The 17,017-nt window shown below is 48.2% G+C and carries 17 protein-coding genes; 6 read left to right on the top strand and 11 right to left on the bottom strand.

Annotation, left to right across the window (positions count from 1 at the left end):
- Nucleotides 1-50: 50 nt before the first annotated feature.
- Entirely contained in the window at nt 51-536 is a 486-nt protein-coding gene (locus ACP26N_RS01645) for a FixH family protein (protein WP_131503303.1), read from the bottom strand.
- The gene (locus ACP26N_RS01640) at nt 529-1,908 is read right to left on the bottom strand and encodes a PepSY-associated TM helix domain-containing protein (protein ID WP_426354552.1); all 1,380 of its coding nucleotides are present in this window, start codon (nt 1,906-1,908) and stop codon (nt 529-531) included. Before ACP26N_RS01640 ends, ACP26N_RS01645 begins: the two co-directional genes overlap by 8 nt.
- 488 nt (nt 1,909-2,396) lie before the next feature.
- Between ACP26N_RS01640 and ACP26N_RS01635 the strand changes: the two genes are divergently transcribed.
- Nucleotides 2,397-3,767, top strand: a complete 1,371-nt coding sequence (locus ACP26N_RS01635) for a copper amine oxidase (protein WP_131972101.1) — start codon at nt 2,397-2,399, stop codon at nt 3,765-3,767.
- Between the two features lie 58 nt (nt 3,768-3,825).
- Here ACP26N_RS01635 and ACP26N_RS01630 read toward each other — a convergent pair whose 3' ends face one another.
- Nucleotides 3,826-4,416, bottom strand: coding sequence for a VTT domain-containing protein (locus ACP26N_RS01630; protein ID WP_131973382.1), 591 nt, complete (start codon nt 4,414-4,416; stop codon nt 3,826-3,828).
- Between the two features lie 251 nt (nt 4,417-4,667).
- Here ACP26N_RS01630 and ACP26N_RS01625 point away from each other — a divergent pair, with 251 nt between their 5' ends.
- Nucleotides 4,668-5,462, top strand: coding sequence for an NUDIX domain-containing protein (locus tag ACP26N_RS01625; RefSeq protein ID WP_188005035.1), 795 nt, complete (start codon nt 4,668-4,670; stop codon nt 5,460-5,462).
- Between the two features lie 53 nt (nt 5,463-5,515).
- On the opposite strand, the gene ACP26N_RS01620 is transcribed toward ACP26N_RS01625, so the two are convergent.
- Nucleotides 5,516-6,370: a VOC family protein gene (locus ACP26N_RS01620; protein WP_426354550.1), complete on the bottom strand. Its 855-nt coding sequence runs from the start codon at nt 6,368-6,370 to the stop codon at nt 5,516-5,518.
- Between the two features lie 120 nt (nt 6,371-6,490).
- On the opposite strand from ACP26N_RS01620, the gene ACP26N_RS01615 reads away from it, so the two are divergent.
- A complete protein-coding gene (locus tag ACP26N_RS01615; RefSeq protein ID WP_188005033.1) occupies nt 6,491-6,862 on the top strand; it encodes a winged helix-turn-helix transcriptional regulator in 372 nt (123 codons plus the stop codon).
- Between the two features lie 80 nt (nt 6,863-6,942).
- On the top strand, nt 6,943-7,713 hold the full coding sequence (locus ACP26N_RS01610) for a nucleotidyltransferase domain-containing protein (protein WP_131503297.1): 771 nt from the start codon (nt 6,943-6,945) through the stop codon (nt 7,711-7,713).
- A gap of 52 nt (nt 7,714-7,765) precedes the next feature.
- Here the strand turns inward: ACP26N_RS01610 and ACP26N_RS01605 are convergent, their stop codons facing one another.
- Both ACP26N_RS01605 and ACP26N_RS01600 read right to left on the bottom strand, forming a co-directional pair.
- On the bottom strand, nt 7,766-8,695 hold the full coding sequence (locus ACP26N_RS01605; protein WP_131503296.1) for an NADP-dependent oxidoreductase: 930 nt from the start codon (nt 8,693-8,695) through the stop codon (nt 7,766-7,768).
- Between the two features lie 101 nt (nt 8,696-8,796).
- On the bottom strand, nt 8,797-10,155 hold the full coding sequence (locus ACP26N_RS01600) for a methyl-accepting chemotaxis protein (RefSeq protein WP_426354549.1): 1,359 nt from the start codon (nt 10,153-10,155) through the stop codon (nt 8,797-8,799).
- Nucleotides 10,156-10,416: 261 nt separating this feature from the next.
- On the opposite strand from ACP26N_RS01600, the gene crcB (ACP26N_RS01595) reads away from it, so the two are divergent.
- Both crcB (ACP26N_RS01595) and crcB (ACP26N_RS01590) read left to right on the top strand, forming a co-directional pair.
- Entirely contained in the window at nt 10,417-10,818 is a 402-nt protein-coding gene (gene crcB, locus ACP26N_RS01595; RefSeq protein ID WP_131973387.1) for a fluoride efflux transporter CrcB, read from the top strand.
- Nucleotides 10,815-11,171 carry a fluoride efflux transporter CrcB gene (crcB, locus tag ACP26N_RS01590; protein WP_131503293.1) on the top strand — a complete coding sequence of 119 codons (357 nt, stop codon included), beginning with the start codon at nt 10,815-10,817 and terminating at the stop codon, nt 11,169-11,171. Before crcB (ACP26N_RS01595) ends, crcB (ACP26N_RS01590) begins: the two co-directional genes overlap by 4 nt.
- Nucleotides 11,172-11,233: 62 nt before the next feature.
- Here crcB (ACP26N_RS01590) and ACP26N_RS01585 read toward each other — a convergent pair whose 3' ends face one another.
- The 5 genes from ACP26N_RS01585 to ACP26N_RS01565 form a co-directional block, all read right to left on the bottom strand.
- Nucleotides 11,234-12,088, bottom strand: coding sequence for a DegV family protein (locus ACP26N_RS01585; protein WP_131503292.1), 855 nt, complete (start codon nt 12,086-12,088; stop codon nt 11,234-11,236).
- A gap of 71 nt (nt 12,089-12,159) precedes the next feature.
- Nucleotides 12,160-13,188 carry an aldose epimerase family protein gene (locus ACP26N_RS01580; RefSeq protein ID WP_131503291.1) on the bottom strand — a complete coding sequence of 343 codons (1,029 nt, stop codon included), beginning with the start codon at nt 13,186-13,188 and terminating at the stop codon, nt 12,160-12,162.
- A 101-nt stretch (nt 13,189-13,289) separates the two neighbouring features.
- Complete coding sequence (locus ACP26N_RS01575) at nt 13,290-14,972, bottom strand: LytS/YhcK type 5TM receptor domain-containing protein (protein ID WP_426354547.1); 1,683 nt, start codon at nt 14,970-14,972, stop codon at nt 13,290-13,292.
- A 176-nt stretch (nt 14,973-15,148) separates the two neighbouring features.
- Nucleotides 15,149-16,462 carry a hemolysin family protein gene (locus ACP26N_RS01570; protein ID WP_131503289.1) on the bottom strand — a complete coding sequence of 438 codons (1,314 nt, stop codon included), beginning with the start codon at nt 16,460-16,462 and terminating at the stop codon, nt 15,149-15,151.
- 34 nt (nt 16,463-16,496) lie between these two features.
- Nucleotides 16,497-16,895 (bottom strand): MerR family transcriptional regulator, encoded by a 399-nt coding sequence (locus tag ACP26N_RS01565; RefSeq protein WP_012369183.1) that lies wholly within the window; start codon nt 16,893-16,895, stop codon nt 16,497-16,499.
- Nucleotides 16,896-17,017: the final 122 nt, after the last annotated feature.

Below are 17,017 nucleotides of genomic sequence, written 5' to 3'. Positions count from 1 at the left end.
AAACAGGACGACGGATTTTTATCCATCGTCCTGTTTTGCTGTCTTATTTTTTAATGATGATGCCCACTGCTTCCACCGGCAGGTTTGGCACCGCCCTGTAAGATTTTTAAATCGTTAGCGGACAGTTGACCGACAATGAATTGTTGTGTCGGCATAATCATCGCACCGTTACTGCTTGCATGAACCTTGATGTAATACAGACCTTCCTTTGGCAATTTCTTCTCAATCGAATAAACTCCCGGTTTCGTTTCATCTGCCGGTTCCATACTGTACTGAAGTGTTCCATCTGCTTTCCAGATTTCAAAATGGACATACTCCGCTTCTTTAACTGCTTTTTGATTCTGCCAAAGTGTCGCTCCGAATCGGTACTGTTTCTCCTGATCGGCTTTCAGTACTTTCGGCATTTCAAATTTTACCGATAAAGGGATGGCAACAGCGTATTGCTGAGCCGCGTCCGATGTGACCGCACACCCTGCAAGACCGCTACTTGTCACAATCAGTCCACTTAGTAAAATGCCTTTGATTGACTTACGCATTCAAAAACCTCCTTACAGCCGGAATCCGTCGGATGATGAAGAAATCGGCCAGCCAGACAACGATTAACGACAGACCAACTAGCGGGAACAGTATGCCAAGCACAATCAAAACGAGAATAAACCACTTGATTGATTTCGCCGGCGGTCCTTTTGGTGCGCCCATCCCTTTGCCCGGTTTCCGTTTCAACCATAAATAGAATCCGCTGACCGCGACTAAAATGATTCCGAGACAAATCGCTAAACTGATCAATTGATTGATCAGACCAAATTCCGTTCCTTTGTGCAAAGTAATCCCGAGCGCGACCGCTTTACCGACAAGACCATAGTTATCAAAACGATAATCTGCCAAGACGGCTCCGGAATATTGATCAAGATGGATTGTGGCTTCCTTTTCTGCTTTTGCAGGATACGCCGACAGCGTATAGACGCCTGTCGGATCACTTGGAATACTGATGGCATAACTTGGATCCATACCCTGTTGTTTCGCAATCGACACGATATCGTCAATCGACGCCGGTACAAGCCCTTCGACGTTTGATTTCGGCACGTCGAGTGTTTCGGCTGCCCATGGGACTTCTGCGACATCTTTTGTTTGAACAGCTGACACCGGTGCCTCGCCTCCCCAAATGGATGGCGGATAACCAAGCCCTTGGTTTGTAGCGACAGATTGAAAACTCGTCCCCCAAAAACCGGACCACGGCAGTCCCGTCAAAATCAGGAATAACATCCCGGCTGTAATCCAAAATGCCGGTACAGCATGCAAATCACGTCGAAAGATTTTTTTCCCTTGGCGCAGTCGTGGAATCAAGACACCGGACCACCCTGTTGATTTTTTACGCGGGAACCACAAAAATAGCCCCGTTACGATTAAGACAATCGCCCAACAGGCAACAAGTTCGACAATCCGGTCCCCAATCCTCCCGGCCATCAGTTCGCCGTGGATTTCTTCGATTTTATTCATGATCCGGTCATCATCCGCCAGTTCACCGATGATTTTCCCTGTATACGGATTGATGAAGACCGTCGACGAGGCCTCTGCCGTCGCAATCTTCACTTCACTCGACCGCGCATCGGTTTCTCCGGGACGGTACTTCGTAATACTTGCGTCCGGATAGTTTGCTTTGACAGCATTGATTTGTGCCGTCGCTGAAATCCGGTTTTCTTGCGGTGTCACTTCATAATACTTCTGATATAAAACATTCTCGATTTGTGGTTTGAATAAGTAAATCGATCCCGTCACGGCAAGCATGACGAGAAATGGTGCAAAAATCAGTCCGGCATAAAAATGCCAGCGCCAAACCGTCCGGTAAAATGATGACGCGGAACGGTTTTCCGTTTTTTGTTCTGTTCCCCTCGTCTCGAGTTGATTCATGTTCAATCCCCGCTTCTTCGTTAAGTAGATGTTCTCATGACAGTATGTAGGATGAGTTATGATGGCACACGTGTTGTCATGAGTCTGCTGTCTTATTCTACGTTTTCTTTTCTCTCCCCACTCCTTCAGTGATTTCAGTTTGCCGTACATCCGCGAAAAATATGTCCAGCTTGTGAACGCTCATTAAGTATAAGCGGTTACATAATTCCCAGACCGCTGACACTATGGCGATTTTTTGCCAATCCGGTGATATCTCTGCGTGTTAATTAAGTAGTTGATTCGTTAAATTCCACACAATGATTTCGTACATATAATAGGAAAACACTTAGTTTCTTTGCAAGTTAGTTAAATGATTTTGAATTTTTTTCATATTTTTTAATCTTTTTTAAATCCAATTCCAATCCGGGCGCGTATGCTGTTCAGAACGATGCAGACAACAACTACCAAATATACAAAAACAACACCCAAATTTGAGAGGATGAGACAAGATGAAAAACACGAAAAAATTCGCAGCAACAGCAATGGCAGCAGCACTCGTATTACCCGGAACGGCAGCATTCGCTTCCGGTGGCGGAGACGACATGAAACATGAGGAGAGCGCGAAGAACGTCACGGTCAAAACAAAAGCCGCTGACCTCCGTGCGACACTCGATCAGTTACTCTCTGAGCACTTCGTGCTTGCCGTCATGGACATGAAAAAACAATATGACGGATCAAAAGATGCGAAGTATTATGAAGCAGCACTTAAACAGAACGCACTCGACATGACACCGGCAATCGCTTCTGTCTATGGCGATGAAGGTGCAAAACAATTCGAAAAAATCTTCGTTGATCACAACAAATACACAACTGATCTCGTCAAAGCCGTGAAAGCGGACGACCAGGACGGCATCAACGCGTCAAAAGCGGAAACAGAAGAGTTCGTCCAGGATCTCTCGAGCTTCCTCGATACAGCAACTGAAGGTAAACTGCCGAAGGCAGCAGCGGAAGAAGTCCTCCGTGCCCATGAAGCCGACGTCTATAAAACATTCCAACAATATGCAGCCGGTGACTACGAAGGATCGTACAACACGTTCCGTGAAGGCTACAGCCGCATGTATGATATCTCAAAAGCACTCTCAGTCGCGATCACAACACAAATGCCTGAGAAGTTCGACAACACGAAAGCCGACACAAAAGCAGCTGACCTCCGGTCAACACTCAACAGCCTTGCAGCGGAGCACGTCGCCCTTGCCAACATCAGCATGACAGCAGGCGTCGATCAAGCGAAAGACTACGATGCAGCGAACTGGGCAGAAGACATGCACACAGCTGACTTCAAAGCGGCAATGAAATCCGTCTACGGTCAAGCGGGTGCGGATCAGTTCGAGCAAGTCTGGACAAAAAACCACATCGAAGCGCAAGCGAACCTTGTCACAGCAGCAATCAACGATGACAAGAAATTGATGGGCGACGCACAAGACATGCTCAAAATGTTCTCAAATGACTTCGGTGCGTTCCTTGGCGCAGCAACGGAAGAAAACCTTCCGACAAAAGCAGCACAAGAAGCAATCTCTGGTCATGAGACATACGTCCAAGATACGTTCATGCAGTATGTCGAAGGCGACTACAAAGGATCAGTTGATACGTTCCGTGAGTCATATGCTTACATGTACGGTGTCGGTGAAAACCTCGGTGGCGCAATCGTCAAACAATCACCTGAGAAATTCATGGATGGTACACCAGGTTCAATGCCGAACACAGGTAACGGCGGCATGAGCGACAACAATACAGCAGGTACAACTGGTGCGATCGCTCTCTTCGGTCTTGCACTCGGTGCAGCCGGAATCGTCCTCGCACGCAAACGTCAAAACGCATAAGAGTTTACACCTAAACCAAAAACATCCCCTTTAGGAATCATTTCTGAAGGGGATGTTTTTATTCCGTGACGAATTCTTCTTCTTTTTTTAGACGATTTCGCCGTTTTGCGTGCACGACACCTGAAATAATAATTGTCAATAACGCTGCCATAATTACAAGTACCATACCTGGATGTTCACTTAACCATATTCCGAGTTCCGACCATGTGACAGCTTCACCGATTCGGACAATCAAGAACGTCCATAATCCGGTGTACAGCCCTGCCGCAAAGAATGTCATTGCTAAATACCGTGGTAACGGATAACCAAGTAACCCGGCTACGTAATGAATCGGGTGCCGGACACCCGGTAAAAAGAACGACAACCCGATTGCCCATAGTCCACGGCGTTCTAAAATCGATTCAGCCTGCTCCAGGAATTTTGATTTCATCAACCGTTTGACGAGTGGAATTTCACGGAAAAAGCGTGCCAACAGATAGAACCAGGCAAAGGCAATAAAAAAGACAGGCCATGCGGCTAACCAAATCAAAACCGGATGAATTCCTTCCCGGACTCGTAACGCAGCATATCCCATCATCAGGACGTCATCTGACAGCGGCGTAAACATAATCCCGCCGGCTAATCGGAACAATGCCATAACATCTACCATTCTCTCACGTCCTTTTTTTCTCTCTATAAGTAAAGTATGCCCGAATTTTCTTGAGTTGAGCCCTCTTCTTTTCTTTCTTTTTTCTTTTTCTGCTTCTTGCTACAAAAATATTCTTTTACATGCGCAAAGATTCCTACGCCTGCAAAGTCGCTTTTTTCACATCGAATCCGACAGAAAAGCAGGGATATTCCCCCTGATGCGAGAAGGTAGTCAAGGAACCTAACTGCTTAAAAGATAGAGGAGGAATTTCCATGTTACATCGCCGGAAGACCTATACGATCCGCCCGGAACGACTGCAGGAATTTACCGAGTTCTTTCACACGTATCTCTACCCTTTACAAATCAGCCACGGCGCCCGTCTTGTTGGTCGCTGGGTGAATGAAGCAGAAGATGAAGTCATTGCGATTTGGGAATACCGTGATCGCGAACATTACGAACAAGTCGACCGGGACGTCCGTGGCAGTACGTTACGCCGCGAAGCGATGAAAAAACGCGCCCGTCTCGGAAAAAACCTTTATATTAAATCAACGGAAGACTTTTTGACGGCAACCGGCGTCTATGCTCCGCCACGCGCCATCGTCAGTGTCACCGCTTATATTACAAATGAAGACGGCGAAGTCCTGCTCGTCCGAAATCTCCATCGTGGTGACACGTATGAAATGCCGGGTGGACAAGTCGAGAACCACGAATCGATTCTCGATGCTGTTAAACGGGAAGTCAAAGAAGAAACCGGAGCGGACGTCACGATTGAAGGCATTACCGGTATCTATCAAAATATCTCAAGTCACGTCCTTTGTGTCGCTTTCCGTGGTACCTATACCGGCGGCGAGCTCCGTCCGCAAGAAGGCGAGACGGCGGAAGTCGGCTTCTTCGACTTGAACCGGGAGAACATCGACACCTATATCAAACGGGAACACTTCCAGTTGCGGACGCTCGATGCGATGGATCCACATTACTTCCCGCATGCCTTATATAAAGTCCGGCCCTATGAACTGATCAGCCGTTATGACGGCAATGCCCCGTCGGCTTTATCCGGTCAAAATTAAGAAACGTCAAAAAAGCGATTTCGATGACGAAATCGCTTTTTTCTATGGATTCATCAGGCTTGAGCCATTAATCGGGCAGTGATTCCGGCATCATCTGTCACGTAAATCGCGTCTGCTTGTCGCTTCACTTCATACGGTGATTGATTAAGTGCTACGACTGCCGTTTCGCGCGAAGCCGCGTCCGGATAAATCAGTGTCCAGTAAGTCAGTCCAACGGCATCCTCCGGTGTTTTCGGCGCATCAACGCCTGACCAGACGTTTGTTCCGATATGGTGATGATAGCCGCCGGCAGCCAGGAACAACGCCCGCATCCGGGACGCGTCCGCTGCGACATCAAACCCAAGTGTCTCGACATAAAACTTCCGGGCCGCTTCAAGTGACTTCACATGGAAATGGACATGTCCCATGACGGTATCTTCAGGCATGCCGTACCAGTCTTCCTCTCCCGCCTCGACGAGCATACTTTGCCAGTCGACCGGATCTGTCGTCATTTTGACGTCTCCATTTGCTTCATACGTCCAGGTATCACGCGGACGGTCGGCATAAATCTCAATGCCGTTTCCGTCCGGATCCGATAAATAAAAAGCTTCGCTGACGAGATGATCCCCTTGCCCGAGTTCAATTCCTTGGGCAATCAGATTCCGGATGACAAATCCTAGTTCTTTCCGGTTCGGTAATAAAATCGCGAAATGATACAACCCCGCCACCGAATTTTTCGGAAGTTGTTTTGCCGTACTGTGTTGCTCCAAAATGACGAGTGGTGTTGTCTTTGCACCGAGTGTTGCCGTTTTCTCGTCTTGTGTTAAAACGGTTAGCCCCAGTGCATCCCGGTAAAACGCAATCGATTGTTCCAGATTGGTAATCCGTAAGCTGACCGGTCCCAGTGTAATATTTGGATTGATGTTCATCTTGTTTCCTCCTCATAAGTTCGCTTCGTATCTTCATTATCAGTCAGAAGTGAAGAGAACGGAAGTAGGCACAAAGAAGTGGTATAGTATCCTAAACGATACCATGAAGGAGGAACAGCCATGGAAGAGACACCAAGCTGCCGCGTCGAGACGGCACTCGAAATCCTGACCGGGAAATGGAAGCCGTCGATTTTGCTCGAACTGATCACCCACGACACGCTCCGGTTCAGTGAATTGAAACGAAATCTCACGAATATCACGCAAAAAATGTTAACCGCTCAGCTCCGGGAACTGGAGCTGAACGATATCGTCCACCGGGAAATCTATCAGGTCGTCCCGCCCCGCGTCGAATATTCACTGACGGATTACGGAAAAACACTGATTCCTGTTTTAAATGCCATCAATGCCTGGGGCGAAAAACATGTCGAGCATTTGGCTCAGAAAGACATGCTTCAAGATGTCACTATTTCTAGTACCAGCGATTCATTTTAAATGAACCGCTCTTTTTTATGGAATAATCTCCCTTATTTCACGTATACTGACTGAATAGACTACGTAAGGGAGCAAAACCCATGCATCAACTTCATGCGATTGAACAGCTAGTAACACGTTTTAAACAAGATCCTGCTGTCGAAGCCATTTTTTTGAAAGGTTCATTTGGACGTGGTGAAGAAGATGTCTATTCGGATATCGACCTCTATTGTCTTGTGTCCGAAGAACGGATGGCGAAATTTTTAACCCGTCGACTGACCCACCTGTCCGTCTATCGCCCAATCATCTGGAAAGACGACCTCTTTATTGTCGCCCCGCAACTGATTGTCGTATATGACGATCTTTTGCATGTCGATCTGTTTACGGTGACCCGCGAATCGTTAAACCATTCCGATACGATTCGTGTCTTGTATGATCCGAAAAGACAACTCGATGCGTACGTCGAGACCTCCTCTTTGGCACTCGGGACACAGGAAGCTGCGGATGAAGCGATTGATGCCGTCTGGTTCCTGTTCCAGTATCAAAAAGCAGCCGGACGCGGGAATGCCTTATGGGCAGTCGAGATGTTGCGGAGCGCACTGATCAAATTTGCCAAAGTCCTATTACATCGGTATGTTCCCGACCGGGCACAACTCGGTTTAAAAACGGTTGCTGATTATTTACCGGACGCTCCACGCCTGCGCCTTGAAGCGATTTATGATGTCCTCGTTCCGGCCACCCATCACGAAGCCGCTCGTCTTTACCGGGAATTGTTACAGGCTGAATTGCCACACTTGCAACAGATGCTGATCGATCAACCGGACACGTTACAGTTGCTCGACCGGTTGCTCGAATCAAAACAAGTTTGTTAGACGCCATAGAAAAAGCCGGTTCCTTGAGCAAGGAAACCGGCTTTTCATGTGCTTACTTCACTTTAATGACAATTTTCCCTTTCGCATGACCTTCTTCTCCATAATCATGCGCTTCTTTGATTTGATCCAAATCGAAAATCCGATCGACGACCGGTTTTAATTCTCCCCGTTCTACGGCTTGCGCGATATGTTGAAGCCGCTCGCCTGTCGGTTGCATGAAGACGTAAGCAACACGGGCATCCGCCTGTTTTGCCTGTTCTTCATCCGGTGGTGTCGAAATGGAAACGAGCATTCCGTTTGGTTTGAGCATCTGGTACAGCTTCGCCTGGTCGTCGCCGCCCATTGTATCAAACACAAAGTCCAGATCGCGGACAGTTTCTGCCGGATCCTGCTGTTTGTAATCGATGACTTCGTCTGCTCCAAGCGCTTTGACCCAGTCGACGTTTTTCGTGCTCGTCGATGTGATGACATGAAGACCGTGTGCTTTCGCAAGCTGGATCGCAACCGTTCCGACACCGCCTGAACCGGCACCGATAAAGATTTTATCTCCCGCTTTCGCGTCCATCACTTCAAACATGACCTGCCAGGCCGTGTGGGCGACGAGCGGCAGTGATGCTGCCTCTTCGAACGTCAGGGCCTCCGGTTTCTTGACGACAAGATGGGCATCCACCGCGACATACTCCGCATACGTCCCTTGACGGGCAATATCAGGACGACTGAACACTTCATCGCCGACTTTTAAATCCGTCACGTTCGCCCCCACTTCTTCGATCACACCGGAGACATCCCAACCGATAATCAGCGGCATATCATAGCTGAGCATTTCCTTTAAGTATCCTTCACGCAGTTTCCAATCAACAGGATTGACACTCGCCGCATGAACCGCAATCAAGACATCGTCTGCTCCGACGACCGGACGTTCGAGTTCCCCTACTTTAAATTGTTCCGATCCACCATACTGTTCAATATAAGCTGCTTTCATGTCATTTCCTCCTCTGATTGTTTTACCTTTTAGTTGTTCCCTTTCAAGACTTGCGACAAACGAAAAAAGTGTACCGGCTCTTTCGAATCGGTACACGCCTGTCAGGTATGCGCTGTCTGTTGCAGTGTTAATGCCGTGGCATTTAACGTATGGATTGCCTGCTGTAAATCAACGATTTGTTCGACTTGTGACCGTGTCAGACCGGACAATTGATCACTGCTCGTCAGCAACAGATCCATGAAAGCATCCAGTTGTTCCGTTGCCTGCGCAATGTTCGTCAGACTGTTCGTGATCGTCACGAATTGTTGCTGCGCTCCACTGATTGCCTGAACGGAATCATTGGAATCCGTCGCAATCGTCTGCAAGGCGTCTTGACTTCTTTGCATCCGGGCCTCCTGCTGCCGCAGCAAGCTGGTACTGGCATCAATCGAATTACCGGTCTGCATGACATCACGATCGACCCGTTCGATGATTTGATTGATTTCGGTCGAGGCGGCCGCCGTCTGTGCCGACAAATTACGGATTTCCTGGGCGACGACGGTAAATCCTTTTCCGAACTCTCCGGCGCGTGCCGCCTCAATCGATGCGTTTAAGCTCAATAAGTTCGTTTGCGTCGCGATCGCATTGATGCTGGAAGTAATCGTAACAATTTCTTTAAAACGTCCAGCAAGCTGTCCAAACGCAGTGACGGATTCGTCCATGCTCGCGGTCAGTTCTTGTAATGATTCACCGGCTTCGCTGATGGTCTCGCGGCTTTGTTCAGCCGTCACCTTCGACGAAGAACTGAGGGCAAGTGCCCGGTCGACGGCTGTCGCGACATCCGTCATCAACGCAACGTTATCCGTGTTCATCCGTTTAATCTGCCGGACGGATTGGGCATTTTTCGACGAGTTATCGGCTAACATCTGCATCGCCTGATCAATTTTTTCAAATGACACTTTCGCCGTATCGACGGTTTCACTCATTCCTGCCGTGAACGTCGTGACATCGGTTGCTGTAGCGGCTGATTGCTCAAGCGTCAGCTGTGAGCTTGCTGCGTAATGCTCCGCCTTCTCTTGTTGCCTTTTGACTTCCCGCATGACATTTCGTCCGAAGACAGCAACAAACGTGGCTGCTGAAAAAACCATCAGATAGATGACGAATGCGACAATCATATCAAACAGATTTGAAAACTGAATCGTTCCAAAAACCGTAAAGAGTACCAATTCCAGTAATCCGAGCAAACCTGCCACTACGACTAAATGGGGAATGAGGTAGATGACTGAAATCGTTAAATACAGATAAGCAATCGTCCAGATACTTTGAGTTGGCAAGGTCACAAGGACAAGTGCCAGTACCAGATAGGTCAATATGATTTGAATATATTTTCCGCTGAGCTGATCGCCAAAAAAACGATTTCCCCCCAGCAAGGCGACCGTCAGTAACAGACCTCCGACCAAAAATTGATAAAATACACTCATGGGCACATAGTCCAGTTGAACAAAAATGAAAATCAAAGGATGCGCGATTGTAATTAATGAGGCAATGAGACGAGAGAGAATTTTCGTACTCAGTCTTTCAAGGGGTGAGACCATCTGCAAAACTCCTTCTGTTGGATTCGTACCCTTTCTTATCGTCCAGTTTGAAGAAGACGTGAAGTATTCCCGCTCATTTTCACAACTTGACGCTTGATTTCAGAAAAGCGTATGGTAAATACAAAATGGACAGAAAGGCGGCTTCAGATGTTATATGTATTAGTCGGACTGGCTGGTATCCTCGGTGCTTCCGCCCGTTATGGTCTCAGCCTTTTTATCACTCATTTTGCCGTCGGAACGTTTCCGTGGGCGACATTAAGCATTAATCTGATCGGCTGTTTCGTCTTGGGGTACGCGACGCACTTTCTATTTAAGACGACGTTGCTTCATCAATACGCGATGACGGCGCTCGGAACCGGTTTTGTCGGTTCCTTTACGACATTTTCAACGTTCAGTGTCGAATCCGTTGAACTGTTACGGAGCGGTTTTTACGGTTACGCCCTTCTCTATATCAGCATCAGTTTGTTCGGCGGATTATTGATGTCTTATCTCGGCTACACACTCGGGACAAGACGGTTACGTCTGTTTCAGAAGGAGGACGCTTCATGAATCTTGTTGCTCTTGCGACCGGTGCTTTTTTTGGTGCCATCAGCCGGTTTGCCGTCAGCCAGTGGATGAAAACATTTTGGAAAAAGGATTTTCCACTCGCGACATTCGTCATCAACATCCTCGGTTCTTTTTTACTCGGTCTCGTCATCGGTTCGCATTTGGATTCGACATGGACGTTATTGCTCGGCACGGGTTTTCTCGGTTCCTTTACGACGTTTTCGACGTTTAAGCTCGAGACACTGCAACTCGTTCAGAATCAAAACAGAAAAACGCTGACCCTTTACCTCGGACTCAGTTATCTCCTTGGCATCAGTGCCGCATTTTTAGGAATCATTGTTTCATTAAATATCTAAAAAGAACCAGGACTTGCCCCGGCACACGGGAACAATTCCTGGTTCTTGTTCGTTTTTATTTTTTAGTCATTCAGCCAGAACAAGCCAACGGTTTCTGCACCGGCGTGTGTTCCGATGGCCGGACCAAACGTGCCGTCGAGCACCGTTAGTTCCGGGAATTTTGTTGCGACCTGTGTCCGTAAATCGGCTGCCATCTCAGGTGCCATCGTCGTCGCGACATAAATCCGGTTTTTATAAAACGTATGCTGACGCATCGCTTCTTCGACCTGTTTGATGATTTCGATGTAGGCTTTTTTCAGGGAACGGGCTTTTTTAAACGGAACGATTTTTCCCGATTCATCCGTCGTGATGATCGGTTTAATGCTGAGCAGGTTTGCGAGGAACAAATCACCGGACGAGACACGTCCGCCCCGGCGCATCGTCTCCATGTTCCCGACAATCATATAAAAGTGCGTTTTTTTCGCTAACGCTTGTAAAGCCGCCGTAATCTCTTCGACCGACTTACCTTCCGCTTCCAGTGCCATCCCGTAACGGATGAACTCCTGCTGATTTTCAAACGCCGTATGCGAATCGATGATGTGGACCGGGAAGCTTGCTGCTTCCGCTGCTGAAGCGGAACTTTGGACCGTACTCGACAGACCGTTCGTACAGTGGACCGCAATCGCACAGTCGTATCCTTCTTCTTTTAAGCGTTCATACGTCCCGACGAATTCCCCGAAAATCGGTTGTGACGTTTTGGCGACCAGCTTTTTATCTGCTTCCAGTGCCCGAAACAACCGTTCGACCGTAATCGTATCTTCATTGTAGGCTGTGTCACCAAGCAAGATTTGAATTGGTACGACATTCACACCGATTGCTTCCGCCTCTTCTTTTTTGAAATAGGCCATACTATCGGTCACCCATGCTATTTTAGTCATTTTCCTATGCCTCCGTTAGATTCTTCTCGCTTTATCCTACCACATTCGCTTCGGATGTCAGCAAAAAAACGTTACTGCACTCGACTAAATTGGAACGTCGTCCGTTTTTCATAGACCTCGCCGGCACGTAAAACAACAGACGGAAAATCGGGCTGATTGATGGCGTCCGGCAATCCTTGTGTTTCGAGACAAATTCCGAGATACGGTGTCGCCCGTCGCCCGGCAATCGTAAACTCACCGGCCAAATGGTTTCCGGTATAGACGACGACACCCGGCTGATCGGTTTTCACCTGTAACATCCGACCACTGACCGGTTCCTCCAAGACGATTTCACCGCCTTCTTTTAATAAAAACGGGTGGTCGACACCACTGCCTGCCTGGCGCAACGCTTCGTCACTCGCATGTGTCACTTCATACAACGAGCGGGCTGTCCGGAAATCAAAGACCGTCTCGTTGACGGATAAAATCTCGCCTGTCGGAACGGACTCTGCATTTAACGGGACGTAAAACGGGGCATCCATCCGGAGACGGTGCTGCTCAATCGTCGTTTTCGCATTTCCCGTCAAATTAAAATACGTGTGGTTCGTCGGACTGAACGGTGTCGAGGCCGTCGTCGTCGCGTGGTACGTCAGAATCAAAGCGTCGTCGTCCGTCCAGTCAATCGTCAACCGGACATCGAGTTGACCCGGATAACCGTTTTCTCCGTCCGGGCTCGTCAGGAGCAGATGTAACTGTTCACCGTCGATTTCATAATCAAAAAAACGGTTCGACCAGTTGACGCTTCCTCCGTGAAGGTGATGTTCTCCTTCATTTTGTTCCAGGATGTAGTTCATCCCTTCTAATGCAAACGCACCGTTGGCAATCCGGCCGCCGACCCGGCCGATTGTTGCCCCCAAGTGGTGGGGATCCTCTAAATATTCTTCCATATCATCAAAGGCCAGGACGACGTTCTCGATGGTCCCGTGTTGATCCGGAACACGGATTGCCGTGATTTTCCCGCCCAAATTGAGTAATTCCACACTGTGTCCGTTACGATTCATCAATGTAAAAGCGATGATCGGCTGCTCGCCGGAAAACCCGACTTCTTTTGTTGTAATCATGCGCTTATCCTCCTGTATCGTCTACTCTTGCTTTCATTTTTACCCAGGATTGGCTAAAAAAAAACAATCGTCCGATTCCGGCAATCAGAATCGAACGATCATTACACTTGGTCGGTCGTAAGAGGCAACATCAGTTTCAGGTGTGTTCCACCGGGGCGTGAATGAATCGTACAACTCGCCTGTTCCCCGTATCTCCGGTGAAGAGCACGTCGTAATAAAAATAAATTACTCGTTTCCGTTTTTTTATCCTGCTTCCAGCGTTTCAGGAATTCAGCCGGTACACCGACCCCATTGTCCGATACTTCAAGCATCCAGTGTGTTTCTTCCTGAAATGCCCGAACATCAATCCGGTGATACGGACCGCTTTCGGGAAACGCATGCCGTAACGCATTATCGACAAGCTGTGTCACGAGCAACGGAAAAACAAAATGCTCTTCAACGGCCGTTTCGATATCCAAATCAATCGTGACCGCAGCCGGTGTCAATGGATGGTGTCGGCGGATTCCTTCCAGCGACAGATACGATTTTAAGGTCAGTAATTCTTCACGCAAAGGATACAGATCAAGTCGTCGTGCGGTCGTAAGAAGCTGTCGCAACGCTTCGAGTTGGTGTTTGACCGGGGTATCCGGATCAGCTGTCTGATGGATTTCATCGACGATGCCGAGGAGATAGTTCGGACTCAGAATCGGTTTGATGCTGGTGTTTGGAAATTGATTCAGTTGCTCTTCTTGGTGAACGACGAGTTCGCGTGCCAGGAGATCCACCAACTGTTCCATCGTCCACTCCATCGTATCATCGAACAGATGAGCCGGAAACCAACAGACGATGCCCGCTTTCTTGCCCTCGATGAGTAGTGGATGAAACGAGACGATTTGACGCGTCAACTCATCTTCCGACCGGTAAACGACAGCTGTCTCCACCCAGTCCAAAATCGTCTGATGCTGGAATAAATCGGCTGTATCGTGTCCCGTCCGGACATCGGCTAAAATCCCATCCGGTCCAAGTAAAACGACCCGGTTGATTTTCGTTTCTTCCAGGATGGTCGATCCGATTTGCCGGGCGACATCAACCGTCATGCCATTTTTACGTAGCGGACGAATCGCATCCAGTAAACGATAGGAACGTGCGGATTCGCGAACGAACAATTCGTTCTCGAGCCTTAATTGCGTCCGTAAGATGGCGATGAAGACACTGATTCCGACTGCATTCGTAAATAACATCGGGAAGACAGCTTGACGTGTCAACTCCAACACACGCGCCTGGTCCGGTGCCAAAATCAATGCGACTCCAATATCGAGGATGACGGCACTTAAGACGATGCCGATCGGTTGGAGCAGGGAATAGCCGTCTTTCCTGCTCCACTGGCGGCTGTACATCCCACTCAACAATCCGGTTCCGACCGCAATGATCCAGGCTGATTCCGCACCGGATGCACCAAGATAATAGCGGTGAAATCCGACCAGCAAACCGGTCACACCACCGACGAGCGGTCCCCCCAGCAGACCGCTGGTGACGATGATCGTCAATCGGGTGTCGACAATCCATTGCTCCGGTGAAACGGCTAACCCGAGTAACGGATCAATCGTCTTATCAGCCGAAAGACCAATTCCGGCATAGTTCATCAAAATACCCGATACGACAAACATACTCAGTAAAATAAAACGATGACTGCGGCGCGACGACGTTTGAAACAAATGGCGTGATATGCGCCATTGTGACAATAAAAAAGCCAATAAGGCTAACATGCCTAAGCGGCTGAGTAAAAACGGGATTTGCTCGAGCACTGGACGTCTCCCTTCTCAGAAAAAATAATCTTTCCTCTCCTTACTCTTTCCCGCTCCCGCCCCCGTTTCCCTACCAACGTGTTCATTCTTTGCACATTCGTTTTAAACTTCATTTTCCGACTGACGTCTTACCGAAAAAAAAAGCGTCTTTCGTACGAGACGAAAGACACTTCGGATTATTCTGCTCGTTCGAGCGGGTGTAACCACAATTTGATCTGGTTGATTTGATAGTTCTCCATCTCCATCACTTCGACCGAGAAGGATTCCGTATCAATGTGTTCTCCCGGTTGCAGATCGATGTTGTGCATCTGAATCCAACCACCGATCGTATCGACGTCTTCATCGTTCGTAAACGTCAAACCGAATCGGTCTTCGAGATCTTCAAGCAACACGGTACCGGCAACGAGGTATTCATTGTTCGGCAACTCCTGGATTTCTTCGACTTCATCCGTATCAAACTCGTCGCGAATTTCACCGACGATTTCTTCGAGTAAGTCTTCCATCGCGACGATTCCGGCCGTTCCGCCGTATTCGTCGACGACCAATACGATATGCGAGCGTGTTTTCTTCATCTTTCGCAACGTGTCCTGCAGCGACGTGACTTCCGAGACGACCGGTAAATCCTTCACGTAATGTGTAACCGGATGATTGTTTCCGTTGGCGAAGTCCGTCAACATCTCCTTGACGTTGACATAACCAAGAATCCGGTCTTTATCATTTTCTTCCGTCACCGGATAACGGGTAAATGGATTATCCATGAAGATTTCCATCAGCTCGTCTTTTGACAACCGTTCTGAGATCGTCGCCATTCGCATCCGCGGCACCATCAAATCTTTGACGACATGCTCGTCAAACGCAAACACGTTCTGCATCAGTGCGAGTTCCGTCTGATTGATTTCTCCGCTTTGAAAACTTTGTGCCATGATGATTTTCAATTCATCTTCTGAGTGGGCTTGTTCATGACCAGCCGGTTTGACACCGAATAATCCAAGGAAAAAGCGGGCCGAACCATTGAGTAACCAAATGAACGGATACATGATTTTCCCGAAAATGTACAGTGGACGGGCAAACAACAACGTCATCTTTTCCGCGTATTGAATCGCAAGTGTCTTCGGTGCCAGTTCTCCGATGACGACGTGTAGGAACGTCACGGAAACAAAGGCAATCCCGAACGACAACAAAGTCGAGACCGCAGCCGAGACACCGAATTCATCAAACACCGGGTGCAGGATTTTTTCGACGGTCGGTTCACCGAGTGCCCCAAGACCAAGTGCTGTCACCGTGATTCCCAGCTGACAAGCAGACAAGTAATAATCGAGGTCTCCGGCAATCTTTTTCGCCAGGATGGCACTTTTGTTTCCTTCCTGAATCATTTGATCCAGACGGGACATCCGTACCTTAACGACGGCAAACTCTGATCCGACGAAAAACGCGGTCAACACGATCAATAACACCACTAAAAATAAATTGATAAATAATATAGTATCCAAAATCCCCTAAACAGGGGTCACCTCCATTTTATTGTTACAGCTGCGCAATCAGGGAAGCAATCAACGTCAGACGTTGAGACAGTTCGAGACGAATCTCCTGTTTCTCATAGTCGGTCGATTGCAATAAACGCTGTTCGAGCCCGTTGACGCTTTCTTGAAGCTGCTGTACTTCCTGATAAATGGCGTCACCCGTTTTGACTTCACGCTCGGTGAAGAAAGCAAGAATCTCTTGCAGGGACAGCCGTTGTGTCTTTAAATACTCAATCTTTTGAATATGCTGGACGACATCTTCCGTATACAAACGATAACCAGCCGGTGTCCGCTCTGTTGTTAATAAACCGAGCGATGTATAGTAGTCGATGGTCCGTTTTGATAAGCCGGTGGCCTCCGCGACCTGACCGATTTTAAGCAACGCCTTCCCAAAGATCCTCACCTCCCTCTCATTAAATAATGCTTTTATCATACCACGGTTAAACCGTACACAACAACGTTATGCTTATTAGGCGCCTTTAAAAAACGCCTCCTCTTTCTCAGAGGAGACGTTCCGTTTGCTCA

The organism is Exiguobacterium sp. R-39 (assembly GCF_049942815.1).
GTDB lineage: Bacteria > Bacillota > Bacilli > Exiguobacteriales > Exiguobacteriaceae > Exiguobacterium_A.
The sequence above is the reverse complement of the archived record's forward strand: the minus strand, read 5'-3'. Positions and strand labels throughout refer to the sequence as shown.